This is a genomic window from Pseudarthrobacter cellobiosi (genome assembly GCF_023913755.1).
GTDB classification, from domain to species: domain Bacteria; phylum Actinomycetota; class Actinomycetes; order Actinomycetales; family Micrococcaceae; genus Arthrobacter; species Arthrobacter cellobiosi.
In genome coordinates, this window is the sequence record NZ_JAMXBJ010000050.1 from 541,196 (window position 1) to 566,522 (window position 25,327).

Below are 25,327 nucleotides of genomic sequence, written 5' to 3' on the forward strand. Positions count from 1 at the left end.
CCTTACGGCATGGCGCCACGCTATGACGCCCGACGCCGGAACTATAGGCTGGCAACACGCGGACAGTCCCGCACGGGGGAAGGAACAGGGTGCCACACCAGGATCCGAACATGCAGCAGCCGCCTTGGGGCGGCCATCCGGTGTGGGGCCCACCCCCGGGTGGCCCGCCGGCCTGGGGCACTTCCCCGCACAACCCCTACGGCGCTCCGCAGCCCTACCAGCAGCCGCGTTATGTTGCCCCGCCCAAACCCGGCATCATTCCGCTGCGACCACTGATGTTCGGCGAGATCCTGGACGGCTCCTTCCAGACGATCCGGCGTAATGCCAAGGCCATGCTGGGCGCCGCGCTGCTGGCGCAGACGTTCGCCGCAGTGCTGACGGCAGTCCTCACGGCATTTTCCGCCACGTCCGCGGCGTCCCTGGAGACCTGGGCTGAAGGCCTGACGGAGCAGGACCTGGTCCCGCTGGTGCTCACCTTCGCGTCCGGGGTCCTGCTCGTCTCGGTGCTGACCGTATTCCTCTCGGCGGTGCTTCAGGGCGCCATGGTGGTTCCGGTGGCCAGGTCCGTTCTCAACCGCCCTACCGGCTTCAGGCAGATGTGGACGCTGGCACGGTCCCGTGCGGGGGCCCTGATCCGCCTCGCGGCCCTGCTGGTGGGCGGCGGGCTCCTCATAGCGCTGCTGTTTGTGGCGCTGGCGGTGCTGCTGGTCAGCACTGTGGGTGGAGTGGGCGCCCTGATCCTGATCCCGCTGGGGCTGGTGTGCTTCGTCCTGTATATGTGGATCTACATCAAGCTCATGGTGGCGCCGGCCGCCGTTGTGGTGGAGGAGCTCGGGGCGGTGGCCGGCATACGCCGCTCCTGGGAACTCACTCGTAACAGCTGGTGGCGGCTCCTGGGCATCACGCTGGTGGTGGGCATCATGGTGGGGATCATCGCCCAGATCGTCACCATTCCGGTCTCGCTGCTCTCCGGTTTTTACACCGGAGTGGTCTCGCCACACGGCGGTGCCGAGCAGGCCATGACGGCGGCCGTGGTGGCGGGCGTTGCCACCGCCATCGTCGGTGCGGTGGTCGGCGCGGTGGGATTCGCCTTCCAGACCTCCGTGATGGCGCTGCTCTACCTCGACCTCAGGATGCGCCGGGACGGACTGGATATCGCCCTGCTCCGGCTGCTGGAATCGGGCGCGGATCCGGACGGCGTCCCGGGCCGAGGCGTCCCGGTCTACCGGGCAGGACCCGGCCAGAATCCGCGGCCGCCCTACGGGGCACCGCCCGGCGGGACATGGCCGGATGGCCGCTGAACCACCGGTCCTGCCTGGCCGCGACGAGGCCCGCCGCTGGGCCGAAGAAGAACTTGCCAAGCCGGAATACCGTGACGCGTCCCCCGGCTGGCTGGACAGCATATGGGCGGACATCCTGGACTGGCTGCGGTCCCTGGACGGCGGCTCCGGCCCGGACAGCACCGTCGCGGCGCCGTGGATCGGTCTGGCCATCGCCGTGCTGATCGGCGCCGCGGTCATCCTGGCCCGCCCGCGCCTCAATGCAAAAACCAAGCGTGCCGGAGAGGTGTTCGACGCCGGCACAACAGTCAGTGCCGAGGCCTACCGCGGGCGCGCGGCGGCCGCAGCCGCAGCCGGCAACTGGAGTGCCGCCGTCGTGGACTGCTTCCGTGCGCTGGTGCGCACGGCCGAGGACAGAACGCTTTTCGACGCGCGGCTGGGCCGGACCGCGGACGAGGTGGCGCACGAACTGGCCACACCGTTTCCGTCAGAGGCCGGCCGCCTGACAGAAGCTGCGCGGACTTTCGACGGGATCCGTTACGGCAAGGAGTCCGCCGGCCAGCCCGACTATGCCGCGGTGCGCGAGCTGGACATTGCCCTGCAGTCCCTCACGCCGGCGAGCGCTGCCCTGCCCGCTGAACGTGACGAACCGGCGGTTACGCGATGACGCAGGGTCCCACGATGCAGAACCCTTCACCGGATCGCCTGACGCCCAATCTTCTGCCGCCGGGTGCACCGGAGGCACAGCCGGGCTCCGCCCCTGCACTCCGATCGGATTCCGGGTCCGGTACCAGTACCGGTTCTGGTGTCGGTGCCGGGGCCGGTTCCTGGCTCCGACGGCACCGCGGCAGGGCAGCGATCGGAGCGGTGGCCGCCGTCGGACTGGCGGTGGTTATTTCCACCCAGCTCGCGCCAAAGGGCGATTCCCTGCCCTTATCCGTGCATAACGCCGGGCCGGGCGGCGCCAGGGCGGTCAGCGAGATACTGGGCCGCCACGGTGTCGAGGTCCAGGATGTTGAATCCTTTGACTCCGCCACTGCAGCACTCGCGGACCGGCCGGGTGCCACCCTCCTCCTGTACGACCGGAGCGGATTCCTGGACCAATCCCGGCTGGACGAGCTGACCGCAAGTGCGGGACGCGTAGTGCTGGTGACGCCTCGGCTCGGCACGCTGAAGGCCCTCGATACCGGCATCAGCCAGGCCGGTGTGGTGCCTGAGTCGACGGCGCTCCTGGAACCGGGCTGCGATCTCACCGCTCCCGCGGCGGCAGGTGCTGTCTCCGGAACCGGCGGATTCCTGTACGACGGCGGCACGGTGTGCTTCAGCCCGCCGGGAAGCACCGCCGGGCTCCTTGCCCGCACGGATGACGGCGGCCTGACCGTCCTGGGCAGCACCGCCCTCCTCAACAACGGCGGGCTTGCCGGCCACGGCCATGCCGCACTGGCCCTGCGGACGCTGGGCAGCTCAGAGGACCTTGTCTGGTACCTGCCCGGCCTGGGCGACGCGGCCGCTGCGGAGTCAACGCAGACACTTGATGACCTCGCCCCTGACTGGGTGGCATTCCTGGGGCCCTGGCTGGTCTTTGTGACCGTGCTGGCCATTGTGTGGCGCGGGCGCCGCCTCGGCCCGCTCGTGTTTGAACCACTCCCCGTGGTGGTCAAGGCCGTGGAGACCGCCGAAGGCCGCGCGCGCCTTTATCAGGATTCCCACGCACTGAACCGGGCACGGGACAACCTTCGGGCCGGCACCCTGGTTCGTCTGGCGCAAGCCCTTCGAGTCGGATCCCAGGCCACTGCCGACGACGTGGTGCAGGCAGTGGCCCGGAACCTGGGCCGGCCGGTCAGAGATATCAGCGGCCTGATCCAGGAACGCCCCGGTACCGCAACCAGACTGGTGCAATGGTCACAGGAACTGGACAAACTAGAGAACGAGGTCAGGACCCGATGAACGAACCGTACGGCGCCCCGCAGATCATGGATTCCTCCCGGCGGACGCTGGATCCCGCCCGGCAGGCACTCCTGGACGTCCGCCATGAGGTTGCCAAGGCGGTGGTGGGCCAGGATGCCACCGTCACCGGACTCCTGATCGCGCTACTCTCCCAGGGGCATGTCCTCCTCGAAGGCGTGCCCGGTGTGGCCAAAACACTCCTGGTCCGTGCCCTGTCCGCCGCGCTGAGCCTGGACACCAAACGCGTACAGTTCACCCCTGACCTGATGCCCGGCGACATCACCGGTTCCCTGGTCTATGACTCGCACACGTCGGAATTCAGTTTCCGCGAGGGGCCGGTCTTCACCAACATCCTGCTGGCCGACGAAATCAACCGGACGCCGCCGAAGACGCAGGCCTCCCTGTTGGAGGCCATGGAAGAGCGGCAGGTCTCGGTGGACGGAGTGTCCAGGCCGCTGCCGGCGAACTTCCTGGTGGCGGCAACCCAGAACCCCGTGGAGTACGAGGGAACCTATCCCCTGCCCGAAGCCCAGCTGGACCGGTTCCTGCTCAAGCTCACCATGCCGCTGCCCAGCCGGACTGACGAGGTGGAAGTGATCCGGCGGCACGCGTCCGGCTTCAATCCCCGCGATCTTGCCGCCGCCGGTGTCCGGGCGGTGGCCGGCGCCGAGGACCTCGAACGGGCGCGGGAGGCTGTGGCCACCGTCGCCGTCGAACCGGAAATCATCGGCTACATCGTGGACCTGGTGCGCGCCACCCGGCAGGCGCCGTCGTTCCAGCTGGGCGTCTCACCCCGCGGCGCGACTGCACTGCTTAACACGTCCCGCGCCTGGGCCTGGCTGTCCGGCCGCAGCTTCGTCACCCCCGACGACGTCAAGGCACTGGCGCTGCCGTGCCTGCGCCACCGGGTGGCCCTGCAGCCTGATGCCCAGATGGACGGGGTCCGGGTGGACGACGTCCTGGGCAGCATCCTGGCCTCCGTCCCCGTCCCCCGCTGATCCGCTTGCACATGGCACTCTCCGGACGGTTTGTCTTGCTGGCACTGTTGGGCCTGGTACCGGTGCTGCTGTTTCCTGGCTGGGGAACGGTCCTCGGCGTGGTCGTGGCACTCGCCGCGCTCCTGGGCCTGGACCTTGGCCTGGCCGCTTCCCCGCGGGCCATCATCGTCACGCGTGCCGAGCCCGGCAACGTGACGCTGCACGGCACGGCCGCTTCGGTCCTCACGCTGCGCAACAGTGGCCGGCGACGCCTGCGCGCCACTGTTCGGGACGCGTGGCAGCCGTCTGCCGGGGCTGTGAATCCGGTCCAGGACCTGGACGTCCCCGCCCTGGAAAGCCGCCGGATGACCGTCCGGTTACAGCCGGTCCGCCGTGGCGACGTGGGCGCCCGGCACGTCACGGTGCGCTCCCATGGACCCCTTCGGCTAGCGGCACGCCAGCGCACGTTTGACTGCGCCGGCTTCCTGCGGGTCCTGCCGCCGTTCCATTCCCGCAGGCACCTCCCCTCGAAGCTCAGGAAACTCCGCGAGCTCGACGGCAAAGCCGCCGTGCAGATCCGGGGTGCCGGCACCGAATTCGACTCGCTGCGTGACTACGTCCGCGGGGACGACGTCCGGTCCATCGACTGGCGCGCAACCGCCCGCCGGTCCGCCGTCGTCGTCCGCACCTGGCGCCCGGAACGCGACCGGCGCGTGGTGATCATGCTGGATACGTCCCGCACGTCAGCGGCGAGGATCGAGGACGAACCAAGGCTGGATACCGGCATCGAAGCGGCGCTCCTGCTGGCGGTCCTGGCAGAGCGTGGCGGTGACCGGGTGGATTTCCTGGCCTACGACCGCCGTCCGCGGGCCAGGGCCGGTTCCGCCACCACCGGCAACCTCCTGGGACAGCTGGTGCAAGCGATGGCGCCCCTCGAGGCGGAACTGATCGAGCTTGACTGGTCCAGCCTCCCCGGCCAGATCCGGGCGGTCTCCGCGCACCGGTCCCTGGTGGTGCTGCTAACGGCGTTGGACGGCGGAGCGCCGGAGGAAGGACTCATTCCCGTGGCCGCGCAGCTCGCGCAGCAGCATGTTGTGGTGGTGGCCGCCGTCCGTGATCCCATGCTGGGGCAGATGCTGCGGGAGCGTGAGAACGCCGCCGGCGTGTTCCGGGCGGCAGCGGCTGAACGCGTACTGCTGGAACGGGCGGCGGTCAGCGCCGAGCTCCGGCACCACGGGGTGGAAGTGGTGGATGCGGAGCCACACCAGCTGCCGCCGCAGCTTGCCGACATGTATATCCGGCTGAAGGCGGCCGGTAGATTGTGAGTCACCGCAGCGCCGCTGACGGTACCGTCCAGGAGGTCACCATGAGCGTCCCTATCTACCGGCAGGCCCTGGGCGAGGACTTCCACCGGCTGCAGCCTGAGCTGCAGGAGTACTTTTCCCTGGCGCCCGGCTCGGGGCACTACGGCGTGGGCGAGGGCGTGTTCGACGTTGTGGGCTGCCGGCAGGCGTGGCTGCGGCCCCTGCTGAAGCTCACCTCCGGGGAGGACGCGTTCTTCCCGGAGTACGGGGAAGGCATCCCCTTCCGGATTGAAAACCATGCGCACCAGGATCCCTTCGGCCGCTCCAGCCTGACTGCCCGGCGGGAAATCCGCTTCCCAGGGCACGTGCGGATTTTCCAGGACACCACCAGCCTCGTGGATGCCGACGGCGGCCCGCGGCTGGTGGACTATCTGGGCCGTTTCAGGCGCATGGTGACCGACCTCAAGCTCAGCGTGACGGACGAGGGCAGGCTGCGCGGAGTTTCCGAAGCGTCGCGGCTGTTCCTGGGCCCCCTCCGCCTGCCTCTGCCGGCCACTGTGGATGCCAAGGCCTACGCCGAGCAGTGGTGGGATGGCGCCGCCGGCGAGCATGGACAGCACCGGATCCAAGTCAAGGTCATCCAGCCGCAGATCGGGTTGGTCCTGGTCTATGCGGGCGGTTTCGACTACCGCCTGCGTCCCTACATCGGCGGCAGTTCGGCGCAGAGTTTCCTGCCCCGCTACGCCCAGCCGGACCGTTGGGAAAACCGGACGTAGAAGACGTACACGCAGGTCCGCTCAGCGGTGGGCCCGCTCAGCCGTGCGCCCGCTGGTTCAGGCCGTCGGCCACCTGGGTGAGCCGGCCCAGCACCGCTGTGGCGGTGGCCGGCGTGTGGCCGGCAAGTCCCGCCGAGGGGGTGACCCGGATACTGCCCAGGGACGACGCCGGCAGCCCCAGCTCGTGCCATGGCCGCCACACGGACTCCACGACGTCGGCCACCCTGGGCAGCGTGCCGCGGCTGATGTCCAGGGCGCCAGCCCAGATCCGCTTGCCTGCCTCCACTGCCGTGGCCAACTGCTCCCACTGCCGTGTGGTCAAGGCCCTCAGCGGCACGGCCACGCCGTCGGCGCCGGCGGCAATGATCCGGTCGATCGGAGCCTCGATCTCGGGGACAGAGACAACGATTTCGGCGGCACCCGCCTCACGGAGCGCTTCGATCACCACCTGCCAGGACTCGGTGACCTCCTGGCCGCCCACCGCCCGCAGCGTGCGGTAACCGCTCGACGTCGGAATAGTGCCGGCGAGGACGGCGGCGATATCAGGCTCGTCGACCTGGACCACCAGCCGCGCGCCCGGAACCGCGCTGGAAATCCGGGACAGGTAGCCGCCAACCCCTGCGGCCAGCGAGTCGGCAATGTCCCGGCGTGCGCCGTAATCGATAAGTGCCCGTTCTCCGTTGTGCAGGTGCAGCCCCGCGGCAATGCTCAGCGGACCAACCAGCTGGAGCTTGATCTCGGGGGCGGGGGTGTCCTCGGCGCCGGCAACGTCTGCCAGGACGTTGATGTCTGTGGACAGGGCCGACGCGGCCCTGCGGAAATCCTTGCCGGGTCGGTCCACCAGCCGCCAGCCGTACGGCTGGACATCCACGGCCAATTCAACCAGGAGTGCGGCCGTCCGCCCCAGGGCGTCGGAGCCGACTCCGCGGTCCGGAAGTTCTGCCAGGAACGGCAGGTGCGGGCTGCCGAGCTCGCCGCGGATAATGCGGGCAGCCTCCACGGGGTCCTCCCCCGGCCAGGGCCCAAGCCCGGTGGCGGTTACTTCCACTCTGCAGCGGCCTGGTGGTCCTCGGCGATGGCTTCATGATGGCGGATGACCTCGCCGATGATGAAATTCAGGAACTTCTCCGCAAAAGCGGGATCGAGGTGTGCATCCTCCGCCAGCCGCCGGAGACGGGCGATCTGGGCCGATTCCCGGCCGGGATCCCCGGCCGGGAGCCGGTGCGCGGCCTTGAGGAAGCCCACTTTCTGGGTGGCCTTGAACCGTTCGGCCAGGAGGTACACCAAGGTCGCATCGATGTTGTCGATGCTGGAGCGGATGGACAGCAGTTCCGCCATCACCGAGTTGTCCACGTGGCCCGCCAGCGAACTCGCGGCGGCATCGTAGGTGTCGGTGTCGGGAACATCGTGGTTTTGCTGCGTCATGGTCCAAGTCTATGGGGCAGCCGCGGAAATCCTTCCGGTGTTAAGCGGCGGACGGACACCCCGCCTGGTGGGGCGGGATGTCCGTCTGATGGTGCCGCGACTGTGGGGTCGCTGGTGGTGCCTACTGGGCCAGCAGCGCCCGGTGCGCTTCCCGGCGTCGTGCCTGTTCGTCCGGATCAGGGACCGGCAGCGAGGCAATCAGCCGTTTGGTGTAGTCGTGCTGCGGCGCGCCCATCACCTGGCTGCCGATGCCCTGCTCCACCAGCTTGCCCTTGTACAGGACGCCCACCCACTGCGACAGGATGTCCACCACCGCGAGGTCGTGGCTGATGAACAGCGCCGCAAACCCGAACTCGGCCTGGATTTCCTTGAAGAGTTCCAGGACCTTTGCCTGCACGGAAACGTCCAGGGCCGACGTCGGCTCGTCAGCAATGAGCAGCCGCGGGTTCAGGATCAGTGCCCGCGCCAGCGACGCCCGCTGACGCTGCCCACCGGACAGCTCGTGCGGGTACCGCTGGGCGTACGACGCCGGCAGCTGCACTGATTCGAGCAGCTCGGCAACGCGTTTGCGCGCCTGCGCCGGGCTCGGGTTGGTGTGGATGATCATGGGTTCCGCTACGCAGTCGCCGATGGTCAGCTGGGGGTTGAAGGACGCGGCCGGATCCTGGAACACAAAGCCAATGTCCTTCCGGAGGGGTTTGAAGGTCCGCTCCTTGAAGTTCAGCATCTCGTAGCCGAGCACCTGCAGGCTGCCGCCGGTGCTCCGGTTTAGGCCTGCGATGGCCCGGCCGATGGTGGTTTTCCCGGAGCCGGATTCGCCCACCAGTCCAAAGACTTCGCCCGGGGACACGGTGAAGCTGACCCCGTCCACGGCTTTGAAGGCCGGTGTTCCCAGCCTGCCGGGATACTCGATGGTCAGGTTGGTTGCCTCTACCAGGACCGATGAGCCCTGGTGTGCGCGTTCCAACAGGCCCTCCGACGCCGAGTTCCGGCCCAGGTGGGGCACGGCGGCCAGCAGCTTCTTGGTGTAGTCCTGCTTGGGTTCGGCGAACAGCACCCGCACCGGCGCTTCCTCCACTACATCACCCTGGTACATCACCACCACGCGGTCCGCGAGGTCGGCCACCACGCCCATATTGTGGGTGATCAGCACGATCGAGGTGCCGTACTTGTCCCGAAGGTCCCGGAGCAGCTCCAGGATTTCGGCCTGGACGGTGACATCCAGGGCCGTGGTGGGTTCATCGGCCACAATCAGTCCCGGGTTCAGGGCAAGCGCGGCGGCGATCACCACGCGCTGCTTCTGGCCGCCGGAGAACTGGTGCGGATAGTGGTTGACCCGGTGTTCCGGATCCGGGATCCCCACCTTGCGCAGCGCCTCAATGGCACGGGCCTTGGCATCCTTGGCCGAGACACGCTTCCCGCCGGCACCGCCGGCGTGGGCACGGATGCCCTCGGCAATCTGCCAGCCCACGGTGAACACGGGGTTCAAGGCCGTGGAGGGCTCCTGGAACACCATGGCCACATCGCGGCCACGGATCTGCCTCAGCTTCGCGGCGCTGACGCTGATCACGTTGTTCCCGTTGATCAGGACAGCCCCGCCGCTGGTGGCTGTCTCCGGCAGCAGCCCGAGGATGGTTTTCGCGGTCACGGTCTTGCCCGAGCCGGATTCGCCTACGATGGCCAGGACTTCGCCGGAGCGGACGTCCAGGCTCACATCCTTCACGGCGTAGACGTCTCCGCCATCGGTGGCGAAGGTGACTTTGAGGTGGTCGATGGCAAGGACCGGCTGGTCCGCCTGCCTGGACTGGTCAGATACCGAATCAATATTGATGGTCAAAATCCTCTCACATCCGCTGAGATGGCGGCGTTCGCGGCGGTGGTTGGTGATCCCGGACCGCCCTTGCCGCCGGCTGCCTTGCGTCCGCGCAGGCGCGGATCGTTCAGGTCATTGATGCTTTCACCAACGAGGGTGAGGCCGACCACCGTCAATACGATGGCGATGCCGGGGAACACGCCGGTCCACCAAATGCCGGAGGAGGCATCGGACATCGCCTTGTTCAGGTCAAAGCCCCATTCAGCGGCGGAGCTCGGCTCGATACCGAAACCGAGGAATCCCAAGCCTGCCAGGGTGAGGATGGCTTCGGAGGCGTTCAGCGTGAAGATCAGCGGCAGGGTCCGGGTCGCGTTGGAGAAGATGTGCCTGCTGATAATCCTGGCGCTGGAGGCGCCAACAACCTGCGCTGATTCCACAAACGGTTCAGCCTTGAGCCGGATGGTTTCAGCACGGATAACGCGGAAGTACTGCGGCACAAACACTGCAGTGATGGCGAACCCGCAGGCGAGGATTCCGCCCCAGAATCCGGACTGTCCCTTGTTGATGGCAATCGACATCACGATAGCCACAAGGAGTGTCGGGAAGGCGTAAATTGCGTCGGCAATGACCACGAGTACGCGGTCCAGCCAGCCGCCGAAGTAGCCGCTCACCAGTCCGAGGAATACCCCCAGGAAGATAGACATCAGCACGGCAGCAACTATCACCGCCAAGGCTGTCTGCGATCCCCAGATCACCCGGGACAGGACATCGTAGCCACCCACTGTCGTTCCCAACAGATGCTTGGCGCCCGGTTTGGCCTGCGCCGGGAACGAACCGGCGTCGTCGGAAATCTGGGAATACCCGTAGGGCGCTAGGAACGGCGCAAATATCGCGGCCACCAGAAAAGCAGCGCAAAGCACCACGCCGATGAGCAGCATGGTCCGCTGCAGGCCAACGCTTTGGCGGATGTGGGACGAGACCGGAAGCCGGTCCAGCAAGGATTTCTTTCTCGGTTCCAATGCTGTGGCGCCCATCAGTACCTCACTCGCGGATCAATCAGGGCAGCGGCAATATCCACTGCGAAATTGGTGACCGCCACAATGACGGCCAGCAACATCACGATGCCTTGGACGGCTACAAAGTCACGTGCAGTCAGGTACTGGGCCAACTGATAGCCCAGGCCCTTCCACTCGAACGTGGTTTCGGTCAGCACCGCACCGCCGAGCAGCAGCGCAATCTGCAGACCCATCACCGTGATGATAGGGATCAGCGCCGGCTTGTAGGCATGCTTTGTCACCAGGCGGTATTCACTGACTCCGCGCGACCGGCCTGCCTCAACATAGTCCTTTCCCAGTGTGCCGATCACGTTGGTGCGGACCAGGCGGAGGAAGACGCCGGCCGTCAGAAGGCCCAGCGCGACAGCTGGAAGGACTGCATGCTGGACGATGTCGCCAAAGGCTGCCAGATTGCCGCTGCGAAGGGCATCCAGCCAGTAGATGCCAGTGGGTGCTGCCAGCCGGCCCATCGCCAATTCCGTTGTGGTGGAAGCACGGCCGGCCACTGGGAACCAGCCCAGGCCTACGGAAAATGTCAGCTTCAGGAGCAGGCCCGCAAAGAAGACAGGGGTGGCATAGCAAAGAATGGCGAACATACGCAGGAAAGCGTCCGGAAGCATATCGCGTTTGTGGGCTGCAAACATTCCCAGTGGAATGCCTACCAGCAGCGCCACTACGAGGGCGTTGATGCTCAATTCCAGGGTGGCGGCACCAAACTTGGCGAGCATCTCCACGACGGGCCGGCCATCTGAAATGGTCCGGCCGAAGTTGCCGGTGGCAATGTTGCCAAGGTACTCGATGTACTGAATGAAGAGGTTCCGGTCGTAGCCTGCCTGGTGTACCAGGGCGTCAATTTGTTCTTGCGGGAGGCGTCCGCCCTGGGCTGCCGTAATGGGATCGCCGGTGATCCGCATGAGAAAGAAAACGAGGGTGACGAGGATGAAGATCGTCGGGAAGATCAGCAGGAAGCGGATCAGGATATACCTCCCGAGGCCACCTCCCGCGGATTTGGATACGGGGGCCGCAACCGTAGGCGGCGGCGCATCAATCAATGTGGCCATGCTGTCCCTGCTTGGTTTGATCAAGAAATTGTGGAGCCAACACGTAGGAGGCAGGGCCGTCCGGCCCTACCTCCTCACGCGGGTTTGTTCGGTGATACTTGGAATCCAGGTCGCTACTTGGAAACGGTGCCGAGCCGGAACTTGAACGACGCATCCAGGGTGGAATCGACACCCTTCACGTCGGTCCCTGAAACGGCCACCTGGGCGCCCTGCAGCAACGGCAGGGTGGAGATGTCCTTGGCCAGCAGGTTCTGGACCTCCTGGATTGTCTTCTCACGCTCAGCCTTGTCGGCGGTGACCAACTGCTTGGCGACCAGCGTTTCGACCTCAGCATTTGAGTAGTGGTTGTTCATGAAGCCACCGCCTACAAAGAAGGGTGTCAGGTAGTTGTCCGCGTCGCTGAAGTCCGGGAACCAGCCCAGCTGGAAGACGGGGTAGCTGTCCTTCTTCGATGCCGAGTTATACGTGACCCACTCAGTGGACTGCAGATCCACCGTGAACAGTCCGCTCTTCTCCAACTGGTCCTTGACCATGGCGTATTCGTCACCGGACGACTTGCCATAGTGGTCGGGGTTGTACTGCAGCTTGATGGTCACGGGGCCGGTGATGCCGGCGTCGGCCATGACCTTCTTGGCCTTGTCCAGGCTGGGTTTGCCGGAGCCATCCCCATACGCCTGCTTGAAGGATTCGTTGGCCCCTACGAAACCGGACGGGACGTTGGACCACATCGGCAAGTACGTGCCCTTGTAGACCTGGTCCGAGATGGCCTGGCGGTCGATGAGGTTGGCAGCGGCCTGCCGGACGGCAAGCGCCTTCTTCGGGTCAGCTTCCGGAGCCTTGGCGCCATACGGCATGGTGTCGAAGTTGAAGACGATGTACCGCATCTCGCCGCCGGGACCAACATGGACCTTGACGTTGGAGTCCTTCTTAAGGTCATCGATGTCCGTGGCGCTCAGGCTGCGGTTGGCAACATCGATCTGGCCGCCCTTGACCTCCAGCTTCATGTTGGTCTGGTCGGTGTAGTACTTGATGGTGGCCCCTGCGTTGGCCGGCTTGCCGAGTACGCCCTTGTAGTCGGGCCATGCCTTCAGGCTGACCAGCGTGTTCTTGTTGAAGGAGTCAATGATGTACTGGCCGTGGAAGGCGTTGGCCTTGACGATGTCCTCGTCGCTGAGGAGCTTGTCTGCCGGGAAGACTTCGTCGTCAACGATCGGGGCGGCCGGGCTGGTCAGAATCTGCGGGAACGTTTGGTCGTTGGCATTCTTCAGCGTGAAAACCACGGTGCTGGCATCAGGCGTGGCAATGGAATCAATGTTGGACAACAACGATGCCGGTCCGTTGGGATCCTTGATGGCAGTCTGGCGGTCAAAGGAGAACTTGACGTCTTTGGAATCAAGCACATGTCCGTTGGCCCATTTGAGGTCGCTCTTAAGCTTGACCGTGAATTCGGTAGGCTTGGTGAACGAGGACGATTCGGCCAGGTCCGGCACGGGGTCGGCGCCACCAGGTTTGGAGTTCAACAAGAACGAGTAAATCTGGTTCATCACCATAAACGAACCGTTGTCGTACGAGCCCGCCGGGTCCAGTGCGGTGACTTTGTCTGTGGTTCCGTACGCAATGACGCTGCTTGCATTCTCCGATGCTGTGCTGCCACCCCCGCCGCCACCCGAGGGGCCCGTGCAGGCCGTCAATGCGAAGGCGGAAACGCCTGCGAGCGCGATTGCGCTGCGCAAGGCTTTAGTGCTCTTGGTCATCTGTGAACTTTCTGTTCGATGAGTACGCGCTCGCCGCCCGCAAATGGGTGTCTTGGCTTGAGCGGGCAGCGCGCTGTCCTGATGCCTAGATTCAACCAGACGCCGGACTCATCAACCGGCTTTTTTGTGAGTTGAGACACAAAATTTACCTGACCAGGGTAAATTTGCTCCGGCTCAGAGCTCCGCGCGCTGCAACGACCGGGCAGCGTCGATGGTGGCCTGGCCCAGGACGCGGCTGCCCTGGTAGAGGACCACCGTCTGGCCGGGTGCCACGCCGCGCAGCGGATCGGTCAAGGTGACCAGGAGCTGGGGTGCACCCTCGCCGGGCAGCATTCGCGCGGTGGCCGGCACGGGGTCCCCGTGGGCGCGGACCTGGGCATAGCAGTCAAACTCGGCGCCCGTTTCGATTTCCGCGATCGGCAGGCCAGCCCACGAGACCTTGATGCCGCGGATCTCGTCAATGGCCAGCAGCGCCTGGGGCCCCACCACTACCTTGTTTTCCTTGGGCCGGATCTCCAGGACGAACCTGGGCTTGCCGTCCGCTGCGGGTGTTCCGAGCTTCAGGCCACGGCGCTGGCCCACGGTGAACGCGTTGGCTCCCGGGTGCTCCCCTACCTTCGAGCCGGTCTCGTCCACGATATCGCCGGTGGTCATGTCGATCTTTTCGGCGAGCCAGCCCGCGGTATCGCCGTCGGGAATGAAGCAGATGTCGTGGCTGTCGGGCTTGTTGGCCACCGACAGTCCCCGGCGCTCGGCTTCCGCCCGCACTTCAGCTTTGGAAGGCGTGTCCGCCAGCGGGAACATGGAATGCTTGAGCTGCTCGTGGGTCAGGACACCGAGGACGTAGCTCTGGTCCTTGGCCCAGTCCGCGGCCCGGTGAAGTTCGGGGTTGCCGTCGGCGTCCTTGATGACCTTGGCGTAATGCCCGGTGCAGACGGCGTCAAAGCCCAGGGCGATGGCCTTCTCCAGCAGGGCGGCAAATTTGATCCGCTCGTTGCAGCGCATGCAGGGGTTGGGGGTCCGCCCGGCAGCATACTCATCGATGAAGTCCTGGACCACGTCTTCCTTGAAGCGCTCCGAGAAATCCCAGACGTAGTACGGAATGCCCAGCACGTCGCAGGCCCGCCACGCATCGCGCGAGTCCTCGATGGTGCAGCAGCCGCGGCTGCCCGTCCGCAGGGTGCCGGGCATCCTGGACAGCGCAAGGTGAACGCCGACGACGTCGTGCCCGGCTTCGACGGCACGTGCTGCGGCAACGGCGGAGTCGACTCCACCGCTCATGGCTGCTAGAACTCGCATGCTGGCTTTCTTTAGGGTTCGGGGGATGTGGCAGAGGGCGGCTGCCGTTCAACCGGCGGCCGCAGGAATAGCACAATGCCTGCCGCACCATTCTATCGCCACGCCGAATCCTGCCCAAAAAGACCCTTGACCGCACCCGCATTCCCTTCTAAAGTCAGGCTTAACGGTTTTAGACTTCGAGCACGCACCGGCGGGAATTGGGCGGACATGGCTGAGGACATTGCTACCGCGGGGGACATCGTGATTGCCGGCGGCGGACTGGCCGGGGCCACCGCTGCCAAGACCCTGCGGGCGGAAGGGTTCGCCGGCCCGGTGACAATCATCGGCGCAGAGCGGCATCATCCCTACCTGCGCCCGCCGCTGTCCAAGGAGTATCTGCTGGGCAAGGCCACCGAGGACGCTGTCCCGGTGGTGCCGCCGGGCTGGTACGCGGAGAACGACGTCGGCCTCCGCTTGGGTGCCCGCGTTATGGGCGTCCGGCCGGACGCCAGGAGGGTGGAGCTGGACGACGGAAGCACGCTGGCGTACGGTTCCCTGCTGCTCGCCACCGGGGCGGCGCCTCGCACCCTGCGCCTGCCCGGAAGCGACCTGTCTGGCGTATCCACCTTCCGCACCCTGGATGACAGCCGGCGGCTGCGCAGCAGCTTGGCGGCGGGCGGCATGAAGTTGGTGATGATCGGCTCCGGCTGGATCGGCATGGAACTGGCTGCCGCTGCCGCCACGTACGGCAACAACGTCACGCTCCTCGGACTGGAAGGGATCCCCCTGGCCGGGGCTATCGGTCCTGACCTCGGACGGTTCTTCCGCAGACTCCACGAAGCCAACGGCGTGAGCTTCCGGCTTCCCGCCTCAGCGCGGGAACTCACCGGGGCCGCTGGGGCTGTCACGGGGGTGGTCACCGATTCCGGGGAAGTGATCCCAGCCGACATCGTGGTCATCGCCGTCGGCGTGGTCCCCGAGACGGGACTCGCACAGGCGGCCGGCCTCGCCCTGGACAACGGGATCCTCACGGACGCCTCCCTGCGGACCAGCACGCCCGGCATTTTTGCAGCCGGCGACATCGCCAACTCGCTGCACCCCTTCACCGGCCAGCACCACCGCAGCGAGCACTGGTCCAACGCCCTGAACGGCGGAAAGGTGGCCGCCAGGGCCATGCTCGGCCAGGACGCCGTCCTGAGCACCATCCCGTACTTCTACACCGATCAGTACGACGTCAGCATGGAGTACTCCGGCTTTCCTTCACTGGCGGCGGGCGCTGAGCCCGTGATCCGGGGGTCACTGGAGGGCAAGGAGTTCATCGCGTTCTGGCAGCAGGATTCCAGGGTGGTGGCCGGGATGAGCGTCAACTGGCCGCGAAAGCCACAGCCCGGCGCGCAGAAGACCGTCAAGGCCCTCATCTCTGCCAGAACGCCCGTCTCGGCGGAGCGCCTGGCCGACAACGCCGTTGGGCTCGATCAGCTCCTGTCGGAGGACGCCTGACGCGCCACCGTTCCCGCAGTCTGGATCGAGGACTCATGCCCGGCCATCCCTGCCTGGCGGGCGCGTTGGTACGCGCCGGGAAGGGCTGCCAGCAAGGCATCCACGTCCGCGTCGGTTGAGGCATGTCCCAGCGTGAAGCGCTGGGCGCCGCGGGCTGTCTCCTCGTCCAGCCCCATGGCCAGCAGTACGTGGGACGGGCGCGGGACACCGGCCGTACAGGCGGATCCCGTGGAGGATTCCACCCCTACCAGGTCCAGCAGGAACAGCAGCGAATCACCTTCGCAGCCAGGGAACGTGAAATGCGCATTGCCGGGCAGCCTCCCCTCCCCCGGGGCGCCGCGGAGTGCAGCTTCGGGCACCCGCTGAAGGACGCCGTCGATGAGCCTGTCCCGCAGGGCCGCGATCCTCGCGGACTCGGCGGCAAGCTGTGCGGTGGCGGCCTCGGCGGCAGCAGCGAAGGCGGCGATGGACGCCGTGTCCAGCGTCCCGGAGCGCACGTCGCGTTCCTGGCCGCCACCGTGTTGCACCGGGGTCAGCTTGACGGCCCGCCCCAGCAGGAGGGCGCCGACTCCAACCGGTCCGCCGATCTTGTGCCCGGAAACGGACATCGCGTCCAGCCCGGAGGCCTTGAAATCAACCGGAAGCGAGCCGAAGGCCTGCACGGCATCCGAATGGACCGGCACGCCGGCGGCGTGCGCCAGCTGCACAATCCTGTACACCGGCTGGATGGTGCCCACTTCATTGTTGGCCCACATGACCGTCACAAGCGCAATGGTCCCAGGGTCCCGGGCCAACTCGGCGGCGAGGACGTCCAGGTCCACCACGCCCTCGCTGTCCACGGGAAGCCACGTGACAATGGCACCCTCGTGCCGCTCCAGCCATTCCACGGTGTCCAGCACGGCATGATGCTCGACGGCGGAGCAGAGGATGCGCCGCCGTCCCGGGTCTTCGCCGGAACGGGCCCAGTACAGGCCCTTCACAGCAAGGTTGTCCGACTCAGTGCCCCCGGACGTAAAGATGACCTCGGAGGGATGGGCGCCGGCCGCCGTCGCTATGGCTTCCCTGGCGTCCTCCACGGAGCGGCGGGCACGCCGGCCCGAGCCGTGCAGGGACGAAGGATTGCCGGTGCGGGCAAGTTCCCGCGTCAGGGCTGCCAGCGCCTCGACAGAAAGTGGCGTGGTGGCTGCATGATCGAGGTAGACGGGCACGCCTCAATTCTAGCGGCGTCCAGGGCGTCACACCCGCGACCCCGGCACATCAGGCGTCAGGGCGGCGTGATCCTGGCACAGCACTGGCCCGGCTCAGTGTTCGGCGCCACGCGCTCCTCCGGCTCCCCGCACGCCGCTGCCACGCCCTGCAGAAATGATCCGTTCATGGCGCAGACCACGTCCGGGTGCCCGACCGAGAGCCGATGGAACGGACAGTTAGCCAGCGCGAAGCCCCCCGCGCCGTCGGGCCGGGGCTCGTACCCTTCTCCCTCAAGGAAGTCCGCAAGGCTTGCGGCGCCGGAGGCCAGCGCCTGGCCCTTACCGTACGACGTGGCCAGCAGGGAATCGCCCACCGCGCCGCCGGTCGCTGTGGAATGCTCGATCGCTGCGACCAGCAGCTCAGCAGCAAGATCATAGTTGCGGTCAGGCACGGATGCGCCGACCTCGCTCGTTGCCTGTCGGTACATTTTCGCCGGCCGCCCGGAGCCGGGACCCGACTTCCCGGCAGCCTTGTGGAATTCCACCGCCAGGAGTCCGTCCTGGACCAGCCTGTCGAGGTGGAAGGATGCCGTGCTCCTTGGCAGCCCGAGGGCCAACGCGGCGTCATCGCGCCCGACCGGGGCGTCCGAGGCGGCGATCAGCTCAAAGAGCTGCCGTCGCTTCTCGTCGCCCAATGACGCGACGGCCGCCATGCGGCGGCCCCACGGGAGTCTGCGCACCCTGTGCCCTCTCTCTAAAAACAACATACATTGCTTAATGGTGCCGATCTTTCTAAAATAACAATACCTACTTTTAGTAGGAGTCCACCATGACAACGAACGCGAAAATCAACGCAGGCGGTCGGCTTCAGGCTATGGCACCGGACAGGCAGGCCTTCTTCCTGCTGCGCACCGTGTTCACCGTCGCACCGATTCTCTTAGGGTTGGACAAGTTCACCAACATCCTGACGGACTGGACCATCTACCTCGCACGGTTGCCACCTCCGTGGTGCCGGTGTCGGCGCAGACCTTTATGTACATCGTCGGCGTCGTGGAGATCGTCGCCGGCATTGCGGTGGCCGTCCGTCCCCGGTTCGGTTCCCTGCTGGTCGCCGTCTGGCTGCTGGGCATCATCAACCTGCTGGTCCTGGGCAGCTTCTACGACGTTGCCTTACGGGACTTCGGCCTGCTCGTGGGCGCGCTGGCCCTGAACCGCCTTTCCCCCGGCGGGTCCTGGCGCAGGCATGGTAAGTAACCGGCGCGGCTAGTTCGACGGCGGAACCACCAGGAGGCGTTCTGCGACGTCGGCCTGGGCGGCTGGCAGTGTGGCGTCGTCCGGGCAGGCCACGGAAATGTAGACCGACGATGCGGCGGTGCCGAACACCCGCGCCATAACCACCGTGGACCTGAAGCCCGACTGTCCGGGCTTCTCCAGCGCCAGCACCTCAGCCGATGGCCCCGGCTTGCCAACCTCACCGCCCCACCGCAGCGTCGCTGTCTTCAGATAGCCGGGCAGGATGGTCGGGTCCAGGTACGTGAAGAGGCCAACAGTCGACTCCTTGTCGTCCTGAAGCGCCAGCGGGGCCTGGTTGGTGCGGACCTTGGCCGCCACCAGGCAGCCATCGGCCTTCAGGTACTGGCTCTCGCCGGCCACGTTCTGCCTGACCTGCTGCCAGCCGGGTGCATCCTTGAGTCCGTCCGAGATCCCCACGGGGACCCCGGCGGCCAGGGAACCGCCAGCGGAGAACGGCATGTCCTTTGCGGCCACCGCTCCTGCGTCATGGCCAGGGGTGATGGTAGGGGTGGCCAGGGCCGTGACTGTTGGCTCCACTTTCGGGGCGGCCGGATCGGGAACGTCAACACTGCAGCCTCCCAGTGCTGTCACGCCAAGCAGCGCCCCCGCCACGAGTACAGCCGCCTGCGCCTTCACGTCCACCCCAATATGTTCGCCCGGACGGCCCGCCTGCCGTCATCCTCAAAGAGTCTAGACGCCGGGCCGCGGGAACCACTGAGGCCTGCGCAGACGTTGTGTGGGCAGGCCGTAAACTGGGGCCCACCGGGCTGCCTGCCGTGGACTGGCCAGACGAAGAAAAAGGATGAGTGCTTGACCGAGAGCAGCAGCTCCTACTACGAGGTGCTCCGTGTCGCCGTGACAGCCACCGAAAAGGAGATCAAGGTGGCCTACCGCCGGGCCGCGCGAAAGGCCCATCCTGACCATGGCGGGGACGCCGCTGCCTTCCGGCAGGTGACGGCAGCATACGAAACCCTGATAGACCCGACGCGCCGGAAGGCCTACGACCGCTCGTATGCCGCAGGAACGTCGCGCAACACCGACGATTCCGCCGCAGGGCCGCACTTTGATGCGCCGGCGGCGGGCAGCCATGCCTCGGCCACCGTGCACAGGACCACCACGCCCCGGAACACCGCGGGCGACCCGCCCCTGTACGTCCCGCCCTACGATGCTGCGGCCTTCGAGGCGTCCGGCACGGTGCCGCTCATCCCGTTCGCCCAGGCCAGCCAGCAGGTCCACGGGATGCCGCGCAAACGGGGTATTTTTGGCGCCGAGGCCCGGATCCAGCGCGAACTCCGCACCGTGCAGCTCATCACCCGCCAGGTTCTGCCCGCGATTCCTGCGGCCCGGCTGGTTAACGGCCTGCAGTCCCCCGCCGATAACAGCCACATCGACCACGCACTCCTGTCCGGCTACCGGCTGGCGCTGATCGGGTCCATGCTGCTGCCAAAGGGCGCCTATGCCTGGGACGGGCAAACCCTGAGGCACGGCGGACGTTCCATCGCGCCACCGCAACTGGCCCACGTTGTCCGCGCCATGCAGGACATCTTCCCGGAACTGAACGTCACCGGCTGGACAGTCATCCACAGCGCCGACGGCAACCTCCACGAACCCGTCATAGACCGCCACCGGCGAACAGCCGGCACGTCCGAAACCATCCAGGTGGTGAACGCGGCAGGCCTGGTCCGCGGCCTCAAGAACTTCCTCTCCTCCGGCCCCACGCCCAACACCGTCAATGTGTCCGTGCTGGCCAGGCTGCTTCGCGGCATGCACTGAACTGTTGACCCGGATTGGTTGACTAGGATTGGACGGTGTTCCGAATCCTCTTCCACGCCCCCGAAATCCCCGGCAACACCGGCAATGCGATCAGGCTGGCAGCCATAACCGGCGCCCAACTGCACCTGGTGGAGCCCCTCGGCTTTGATTTCTCCGACGCCAAGCTCCGGCGCGCTGGCCTGGACTACCACGACCTCGCCGTCGTCACCGTCCACAAAAGCATCGAGGATGCCTGGCGCGAACTGCAGCCGGAGCGTGTGTACGCCTTCACCTCCGACGGCACCGCCAGCTACACGGACATCGCCTACCGCCCCGGCGATGTGCTGATGTTCGGCCAGGAATCAGTAGGCCTTCCTGAACACCTCAAGCGCGATCCGCATGTCACGGCCACCGTGCGGCTTCCCATGCTGCCGTCCCTGCGTTCGCTGAACCTGGCCAACGCGGCGTCGATTGCTGTCTACGAGGCCTGGCGCCAGCAGGGATTTTCCGGCGCCCAGATTTGAGGGCCCGCGGCCCATCCGCAGGGCTGCCCGCACCGAATCACTCCTGACAGCAATTCCGGGGCGAGGAAGGAGCGGCAGGTGACACTGCTTGAGACGAGGCGGTCGGCGCCGCCGGTTTTCCCCTTTCCCAGGGGCAGCACCGGCCGCGATGCTCAGGTTTCACCGCCGGGCGACTTATGCTGGGTAGTGATGGAAACTCCCAACGCGCCAAACTCCGAGGCCCCGGCCGCAGTCACAGACTTACCGGCGGATCTCAGCAAGCGCTTGGCCGGGCTGCTCGCCCGCGTAGCCGGCGGCGACCAGGCCGCGTTTGCCGAGTTCTACAAATTGACATCGCGCAGGGTGTTCGGCATGGCGCGGCGCGTGCTGATCGATCCCGAACTCAGCGAAGACACCACGCAGGAGGTTTTCCTCCAGGTATGGCAGAACGCGGCGAAGTTCAACCCGGAAGCAGGCAGTCCGCTCTCGTGGCTGATGACCATTTCGCACCGTCGGGCCGTGGACAAGGTCCGTTCCTCGCAGTCGGCCACCGACCGTGAGGCCAAGTACGGCGCCAGCAGCCAGGACGTGGACCACGACTCCGTCTCCGCCGAGGTGGACAGCAGGCTCGAGGCCGAGGCGGTGGTCCGGTGCCTGGAAACGCTGACCGAAACGCAACAGGAATCGGTACGGCTGGCCTACTACGGCGGCCTCACTTACCGCGAAGTCGCGGAAAAGCTAAACGCAGCAGTACCTACCATCAAGTCCCGCATCCGCGACGGACTGATCCGCTTGAAGACCTGTCTGGGGGTGAGTTGAGATGACAGAAATGAATAGTCAGGGAGGCACCCGCCGTCCCGGCTCGTTCGGAACTGAGATCGCCGCCGACCTGGATTCCGGGCGGGCCGTGGACCTCGCGGAGCTGTATGCCCTGGACGCGATCAGCGATTCCGAACGCGCCGCCATTGACCGCTATGTCTCCGCCGCGCCCGACGCCGAACGCACCGCCTTCTTAGAGCGTGTCCGCCAGGCCAGGGAGACCCTCGCGGCGTCCTTTACGGCTGAGGCGGAACCTCCCGCGGATCTTTTCGCACGCATCGTGTCCCAGTTGCCGTCCCTCGCGCAGCTGCCTGCCGATGGGCCCGCCGAAGTCACTGCTGCCCCGGCCGTCACCGCTGCCACGCCGGCCGCACAGCCGCCTGCGGAAGCACTGGATGAGCTCGCCGCCGCCAGGGTCCGCAGGGAAGAACGACGCCGACCTGCCGGCGCCCGCCGCTGGCTCACCGCAGTGGCAGCCGCCGCCGTGATCGCCCTTGGTGGCGTGGGCGTGGGTGCGTACATCACAGACCAGAACGACCCCCTGAACCAGGTGGTCCGGGCCGGCGACGTCCGCGAAGCATCCGTACCCGTCTCCGCCGGCGGCACCGCCACCGTGCTGATTTCGTCATCCAAGGATGCCGTGGTGGTCAAGATGAACGGTGTACCCGCGCCGCCCGCCGGCAAGGTCTACCAGATGTGGCTGATCCCGAAGGACGGCTCGGCACCGGTTTCCCAGGGCCTGATGGATGAAGCTGCCCTGTCGAAGCCTGCCGTGGTGAAGGGCATTGCGTCCGCTGCAGCGCTCGGCATCACCGTGGAGCCGGTGGGCGGTTCGGCCACCCCGACGTTCCCCACCGTGGCTGCCGCACCTCTGGGCGCCTAAGCTCCCTAGTTCCTGTCCCGCACCGCCGAGTTTTTGTCCAGATAATGTGGCCCAACCGCCGTTTAGGGCGCGTTATCTGGACAAAAACTCACGGGGGAAGTCCGCGGCGGCAGCTCTAGAAGCCGGCGATCGTCCCCGGGCCGTTGACGGCGACCACGTGGAACGTTTCGGCGCTGCGGCCCTCGGCAAAGCCCCCACGCCGTGCGTTCATGTGCATGCCGTTCCGCACCGCTGATTCCATGGCCGCTACGTCGGGATGCTGGCTCACGTGCACGTGGATCGCGTCGAGCTTGGCGTCCACATGGTCGGTGACATCCACAAAGTGGTTCTCCCGCTCTTCGGGCCCGGCGTAGAGCCACAGCCACGGCAGCTTGTACGCCTCCAGGCCTGCCTCAGCCAGCTCCGGATAGGCGAACGGGTTTTCCACAGCAGGATAGACGGCCCGGGTCACCGCCTCCCCCACGGCAAGGTGGTCCGGGTGGCTCTTCTGCAGGCGGCTCCAGTTCCGTTCCGGATGCATGGCAAGCACGACGTCGGGACGGATCTCCCGGATCAGCTTCACCACACCTTTCATCACCTCGTGCGTCGGCTCCAGGTAGCCGTCGCGCTCATGGAGGTAGCGGATGTCGGTCACACCCACGAGTTCGGCAGCCCGGCGCTGCTCGGCCGCCCGGAGGGAGATGATCTCCGCCCGGTGCGCCGGGTCGAAGCCGCCCGCGTCGCCGTCGGTCATGATGCAGTAGCTGACCTGGGTACCGGCGGCTGTCCAGGCGGCGATGGTGCCGGCCGCACCGAAGTCGATGTCGTCCGGGTGGGCGGCGAAACAGAGCACCCGCCCAACCCGGTGGATATCCGGGTTGAACGGGCTCTGTGCTGAGGCAGCGGAGTGGGCCAAGGGTCAGCCTTTTCGCTTCTTGATTTCTTCGGTGGCCTGCGGAAGGACGTCAAAGAGGTCCCCGATGATGCCAAAGTCGGCGATTTCGAAGATCGGTGACTCGGCGTCCTTGTTGATGGCCACGATGACCTTGGCGGTCTGCATCCCGGCTTTCTGCTGGATGGCACCGGAAATGCCCGCGGAGATGTAGAGCTGGGGCGACACGGTTTTGCCGGTCTGGCCTACCTGGGCGTCGTGGCTGATCCAGCCGGCGTCCGTGGCCGCACGGGAGGCGCCGACGGCAGCTCCGAGGGCGTCGGCAAGCTGCTCCACCGGGCCGAAGTCGCCGTCCACTCCGCGTCCGCCGGCCACCACGATGCGGGCGTCCGACAGATCCGGGCGTCCACTGGCCGCCTTCTGCTCGCGCGCGGTGATGCGGGCTGCCGTGGCCGTGCCGTCCGCCGGCACGTCGACTACGGACGTCTCCGGGGCGGAAGCCACGGATGCCGGCTCGGGCGTGACATTGTTGGCCTTCACCGTCAGCACGGAAACCGCCGTGGTGGCCCTGGCAGAGGTGGTGTAGGATCCGGCGAGGACCGACTTGTGGGCTGTACCGTCGGCGTCGACCGCCACAACGTCGGTGATGACGCCGGCGTTGAGCCGGATGCCGAGCCGCGCCGCGATCTCTTTGCCTTCGGGCGAGTTGTCCAGGAGGACCGTGCCGGCACTGGCGGCACCGGCGGCCGCCGCGAGATAGGCTGCCTTCGCCGAGACAAGGTAGTCATCCAGGTCCTGGGCGGAGGGCCGGAAAACGGCGGTGACGCCGTATTCGGCGAGCGTGGCCGAAACATCCTGATGCAGATCGCCGTTCAGGGCAACAGCGGTCTCTCCCAGGGAACGTCCCAGGGTGAGCAGTTCGAGGGTGCTCTTCTTCAGGGCATCGCCGGGGTTGTCAATGAATACGAGTACGTTTGCCATGTCTGTGATCCCTCTTAGAGCAGCTTCTGGGCGGCCAGGAAGTCGACGAGCTTGATGCCGGCGTCGCCTTCGTCGGTGATGATGGTTCCGGCCGTGCGCGGCGGGCGTTCCTCGGCAGCGGTCACCGTGGTCCACGATCCGGCGTGGCCCACGTGCGCGGGATCGACTCCGATGTCGGCCAGCGACAGAGTGGTGATGCTCTTGCGCTTGGCCGCGATGATGCCCTTGAAGTTGGGGTAGCGCGGCTCGTTGATCTGGTCCGTCACGGAGACCACTGCGGGCAGCGCAGCTTCGACGGTCTCCGAGTAGGTGTCGGCGTCGCGGCGCGCGGTGAGCCGGCCGCCGTCGACCGTCAGCGAGGACGCGAAGGTGACCTGCGGCAGACCCAGGCGCTCGGCGAGCTGGGCCGGGACCAAGGACGTCTCGCCGTCGGTGGACGCCATGCCGGTGAGGACAAGGTCCACCGGGGCGCCGGTACCAATATGGCGGATGGCGGCCGCGAGCGCGAGCGAAGTGGCGGCGGCGTCTGAGCCGGCCAGTGCACTGTCCGTGAGGTGGACACCTTCGGTGGCGCCCATCTGGAGTGACTTCTTCACCGCGTTCACGGCACCGGATGCGCCCATGCTCAGCGCAATGACCTGGTTGCCGGCCTTGGCGCCACCGCGGGCCTCAGCCAGCTGCAAAGCGGCCTCCAGCGCGTATTCGTCCAGCTCGGAAAGGATGCTTTCGTCACGGTCCGTGGTGTAGCCCTCGCCGGTGAGGTGTCGGTCGAACTGTGCGTCCGGTACATGCTTGACCAGGACGATGATCTTCAATGTCTCTTCCACTGTATTTACAGCAGCCTTCCATGCTTGTGGACAGCCAGCCG

General features: G+C 66.5%; 25 protein-coding genes. 12 read left to right on the forward strand and 13 right to left on the reverse strand.

All coding sequences use genetic code 11. The features are described 5' to 3' along the window. The first annotated feature begins 110 nt into the window (after positions 1–110). From NG696_RS20065 to NG696_RS20090, 6 genes are read left to right on the forward strand one after another with little or no spacing between them, the layout of a single operon-like run. Positions 111–1,301 (forward strand): DUF7847 domain-containing protein, encoded by a 1,191-nt coding sequence (locus NG696_RS20065; protein ID WP_252576545.1) that lies wholly within the window; start codon positions 111–113, stop codon positions 1,299–1,301. After that, a complete protein-coding gene (locus tag NG696_RS20070) occupies positions 1,291–1,947 on the forward strand; it encodes a DUF4129 domain-containing protein (RefSeq protein ID WP_252567280.1) in 657 nt (218 codons plus the stop codon). Before NG696_RS20065 ends, NG696_RS20070 begins: the two co-directional genes overlap by 11 nt. A gap of 14 nt (positions 1,948–1,961) precedes the next feature. Beyond that, positions 1,962–3,227, forward strand: a complete 1,266-nt coding sequence (locus tag NG696_RS20075) for a DUF4350 domain-containing protein (protein ID WP_252567282.1) — start codon at positions 1,962–1,964, stop codon at positions 3,225–3,227. Continuing rightward, entirely contained in the window at positions 3,224–4,225 is a 1,002-nt protein-coding gene (locus NG696_RS20080; RefSeq protein ID WP_252567284.1) for an AAA family ATPase, read from the forward strand. The genes NG696_RS20075 and NG696_RS20080 overlap by 4 nt, the downstream gene beginning before the upstream one ends. 11 nt (positions 4,226–4,236) lie before the next feature. Further along, complete coding sequence (locus tag NG696_RS20085; protein ID WP_252567286.1) at positions 4,237–5,529, forward strand: DUF58 domain-containing protein; 1,293 nt, start codon at positions 4,237–4,239, stop codon at positions 5,527–5,529. Positions 5,530–5,570: 41 nt separating this feature from the next. After that, entirely contained in the window at positions 5,571–6,284 is a 714-nt protein-coding gene (locus NG696_RS20090) for a DUF4166 domain-containing protein (RefSeq protein ID WP_252567288.1), read from the forward strand. Positions 6,285–6,321: 37 nt separating this feature from the next. Here NG696_RS20090 and NG696_RS20095 read toward each other — a convergent pair whose 3' ends face one another. The 7 genes from NG696_RS20095 to mnmA form a co-directional block, all read right to left on the reverse strand. Next, on the reverse strand, positions 6,322–7,332 hold the full coding sequence (locus tag NG696_RS20095) for a uroporphyrinogen decarboxylase/cobalamine-independent methonine synthase family protein (protein WP_252567290.1): 1,011 nt from the start codon (positions 7,330–7,332) through the stop codon (positions 6,322–6,324). Then, positions 7,323–7,709 (reverse strand): chorismate mutase, encoded by a 387-nt coding sequence (locus NG696_RS20100; RefSeq protein WP_058931921.1) that lies wholly within the window; start codon positions 7,707–7,709, stop codon positions 7,323–7,325. The genes NG696_RS20095 and NG696_RS20100 overlap by 10 nt, the downstream gene beginning before the upstream one ends. A gap of 121 nt (positions 7,710–7,830) precedes the next feature. After that, a complete protein-coding gene (locus tag NG696_RS20105; protein ID WP_252567292.1) occupies positions 7,831–9,546 on the reverse strand; it encodes an ABC transporter ATP-binding protein in 1,716 nt (571 codons plus the stop codon). Then, entirely contained in the window at positions 9,543–10,556 is a 1,014-nt protein-coding gene (locus tag NG696_RS20110; RefSeq protein WP_252576546.1) for an ABC transporter permease, read from the reverse strand. The genes NG696_RS20105 and NG696_RS20110 overlap by 4 nt, the downstream gene beginning before the upstream one ends. Then, on the reverse strand, positions 10,556–11,638 hold the full coding sequence (locus NG696_RS20115) for an ABC transporter permease (RefSeq protein WP_252567296.1): 1,083 nt from the start codon (positions 11,636–11,638) through the stop codon (positions 10,556–10,558). Before NG696_RS20115 ends, NG696_RS20110 begins: the two co-directional genes overlap by 1 nt. A gap of 113 nt (positions 11,639–11,751) precedes the next feature. Beyond that, the gene (locus NG696_RS20120; protein WP_252567298.1) at positions 11,752–13,392 is read right to left on the reverse strand and encodes an ABC transporter substrate-binding protein; all 1,641 of its coding nucleotides are present in this window, start codon (positions 13,390–13,392) and stop codon (positions 11,752–11,754) included. A gap of 174 nt (positions 13,393–13,566) precedes the next feature. Further along, on the reverse strand, positions 13,567–14,691 hold the full coding sequence (mnmA, locus tag NG696_RS20125; RefSeq protein ID WP_374208679.1) for a tRNA 2-thiouridine(34) synthase MnmA: 1,125 nt from the start codon (positions 14,689–14,691) through the stop codon (positions 13,567–13,569). Positions 14,692–14,898: 207 nt separating this feature from the next. Here mnmA and NG696_RS20130 point away from each other — a divergent pair, with 207 nt between their 5' ends. Further along, on the forward strand, positions 14,899–16,170 hold the full coding sequence (locus NG696_RS20130) for an NAD(P)/FAD-dependent oxidoreductase (RefSeq protein WP_252576547.1): 1,272 nt from the start codon (positions 14,899–14,901) through the stop codon (positions 16,168–16,170). On the opposite strand, the gene NG696_RS20135 is transcribed toward NG696_RS20130, so the two are convergent. Beyond that, a complete protein-coding gene (locus NG696_RS20135; protein WP_252567301.1) occupies positions 16,146–17,378 on the reverse strand; it encodes a cysteine desulfurase family protein in 1,233 nt (410 codons plus the stop codon). The two genes, NG696_RS20130 and NG696_RS20135, sit on opposite strands and share 25 nt — an antisense overlap. 56 nt (positions 17,379–17,434) lie before the next feature. Continuing rightward, complete coding sequence (locus tag NG696_RS20140; protein WP_252576548.1) at positions 17,435–18,097, reverse strand: helix-turn-helix transcriptional regulator; 663 nt, start codon at positions 18,095–18,097, stop codon at positions 17,435–17,437. A 274-nt stretch (positions 18,098–18,371) separates the two neighbouring features. Here NG696_RS20140 and NG696_RS20145 point away from each other — a divergent pair, with 274 nt between their 5' ends. Then, positions 18,372–18,611: a hypothetical protein gene (locus tag NG696_RS20145; RefSeq protein ID WP_252576549.1), complete on the forward strand. Its 240-nt coding sequence runs from the start codon at positions 18,372–18,374 to the stop codon at positions 18,609–18,611. 9 nt (positions 18,612–18,620) lie between these two features. Here NG696_RS20145 and NG696_RS20150 read toward each other — a convergent pair whose 3' ends face one another. Beyond that, on the reverse strand, positions 18,621–19,292 hold the full coding sequence (locus tag NG696_RS20150) for a hypothetical protein (RefSeq protein ID WP_252576550.1): 672 nt from the start codon (positions 19,290–19,292) through the stop codon (positions 18,621–18,623). Positions 19,293–19,460: 168 nt separating this feature from the next. Between NG696_RS20150 and NG696_RS20155 the strand changes: the two genes are divergently transcribed. From NG696_RS20155 to NG696_RS20170, 4 genes are all read left to right on the forward strand, one after another. Then, positions 19,461–20,423, forward strand: a complete 963-nt coding sequence (locus NG696_RS20155; RefSeq protein WP_252567308.1) for a J domain-containing protein — start codon at positions 19,461–19,463, stop codon at positions 20,421–20,423. Positions 20,424–20,458: 35 nt separating this feature from the next. Continuing rightward, complete coding sequence (locus NG696_RS20160; RefSeq protein WP_252567310.1) at positions 20,459–20,926, forward strand: tRNA (cytidine(34)-2'-O)-methyltransferase; 468 nt, start codon at positions 20,459–20,461, stop codon at positions 20,924–20,926. Between the two features lie 189 nt (positions 20,927–21,115). Further along, the gene (locus tag NG696_RS20165) at positions 21,116–21,724 is read left to right on the forward strand and encodes a sigma-70 family RNA polymerase sigma factor (RefSeq protein ID WP_252567312.1); all 609 of its coding nucleotides are present in this window, start codon (positions 21,116–21,118) and stop codon (positions 21,722–21,724) included. A gap of 1 nt (position 21,725) precedes the next feature. Beyond that, positions 21,726–22,607 (forward strand): anti-sigma factor, encoded by an 882-nt coding sequence (locus NG696_RS20170; RefSeq protein WP_252567314.1) that lies wholly within the window; start codon positions 21,726–21,728, stop codon positions 22,605–22,607. A 115-nt stretch (positions 22,608–22,722) separates the two neighbouring features. On the opposite strand, the gene NG696_RS20175 is transcribed toward NG696_RS20170, so the two are convergent. From NG696_RS20175 to NG696_RS20185, 3 genes are read right to left on the reverse strand one after another with little or no spacing between them, the layout of a single operon-like run. After that, positions 22,723–23,502, reverse strand: a complete 780-nt coding sequence (locus NG696_RS20175) for a PIG-L deacetylase family protein (protein ID WP_252567316.1) — start codon at positions 23,500–23,502, stop codon at positions 22,723–22,725. A 3-nt stretch (positions 23,503–23,505) separates the two neighbouring features. After that, positions 23,506–24,459, reverse strand: coding sequence for an electron transfer flavoprotein subunit alpha/FixB family protein (locus NG696_RS20180; RefSeq protein ID WP_252567318.1), 954 nt, complete (start codon positions 24,457–24,459; stop codon positions 23,506–23,508). Positions 24,460–24,473: 14 nt separating this feature from the next. After that, entirely contained in the window at positions 24,474–25,274 is an 801-nt protein-coding gene (locus tag NG696_RS20185) for an electron transfer flavoprotein subunit beta/FixA family protein (RefSeq protein WP_252567650.1), read from the reverse strand. Positions 25,275–25,327: the final 53 nt, after the last annotated feature.

Excerpts from the sequence above, each read along its gene's own strand:
- NG696_RS20065 (WP_252576545.1), top strand. The coding sequence starts at position 111 with ATGCAGCAGCCGCCTTGGGGCGGCCATCCGGTGTGGGGCCCACCCCCG.
- NG696_RS20070 (WP_252567280.1), top strand. The coding sequence starts at position 1,291 with ATGGCCGCTGAACCACCGGTCCTGCCTGGCCGCGACGAGGCCCGCCGC.
- NG696_RS20075 (WP_252567282.1), top strand. The coding sequence starts at position 1,962 with ATGCAGAACCCTTCACCGGATCGCCTGACGCCCAATCTTCTGCCGCCG.
- NG696_RS20080 (WP_252567284.1), top strand. The coding sequence starts at position 3,224 with ATGAACGAACCGTACGGCGCCCCGCAGATCATGGATTCCTCCCGGCGG.
- NG696_RS20085 (WP_252567286.1), top strand. The coding sequence starts at position 4,237 with ATGGCACTCTCCGGACGGTTTGTCTTGCTGGCACTGTTGGGCCTGGTA.
- NG696_RS20090 (WP_252567288.1), top strand. The coding sequence starts at position 5,571 with ATGAGCGTCCCTATCTACCGGCAGGCCCTGGGCGAGGACTTCCACCGG.
- NG696_RS20100 (WP_058931921.1), bottom strand. The coding sequence starts at position 7,709 with ATGACGCAGCAAAACCACGATGTTCCCGACACCGACACCTACGATGCC.
- NG696_RS20110 (WP_252576546.1), bottom strand. The coding sequence starts at position 10,556 with ATGGGCGCCACAGCATTGGAACCGAGAAAGAAATCCTTGCTGGACCGG.
- NG696_RS20115 (WP_252567296.1), bottom strand. The coding sequence starts at position 11,638 with ATGGCCACATTGATTGATGCGCCGCCGCCTACGGTTGCGGCCCCCGTA.
- NG696_RS20120 (WP_252567298.1), bottom strand. The coding sequence starts at position 13,392 with ATGACCAAGAGCACTAAAGCCTTGCGCAGCGCAATCGCGCTCGCAGGC.
- mnmA (WP_374208679.1), bottom strand. The coding sequence starts at position 14,691 with ATGCGAGTTCTAGCAGCCATGAGCGGTGGAGTCGACTCCGCCGTTGCC.
- NG696_RS20130 (WP_252576547.1), top strand. The coding sequence starts at position 14,899 with ATGGCTGAGGACATTGCTACCGCGGGGGACATCGTGATTGCCGGCGGC.
- NG696_RS20165 (WP_252567312.1), top strand. The coding sequence starts at position 21,116 with ATGGAAACTCCCAACGCGCCAAACTCCGAGGCCCCGGCCGCAGTCACA.
- NG696_RS20170 (WP_252567314.1), top strand. The coding sequence starts at position 21,726 with ATGACAGAAATGAATAGTCAGGGAGGCACCCGCCGTCCCGGCTCGTTC.
- NG696_RS20180 (WP_252567318.1), bottom strand. The coding sequence starts at position 24,459 with ATGGCAAACGTACTCGTATTCATTGACAACCCCGGCGATGCCCTGAAG.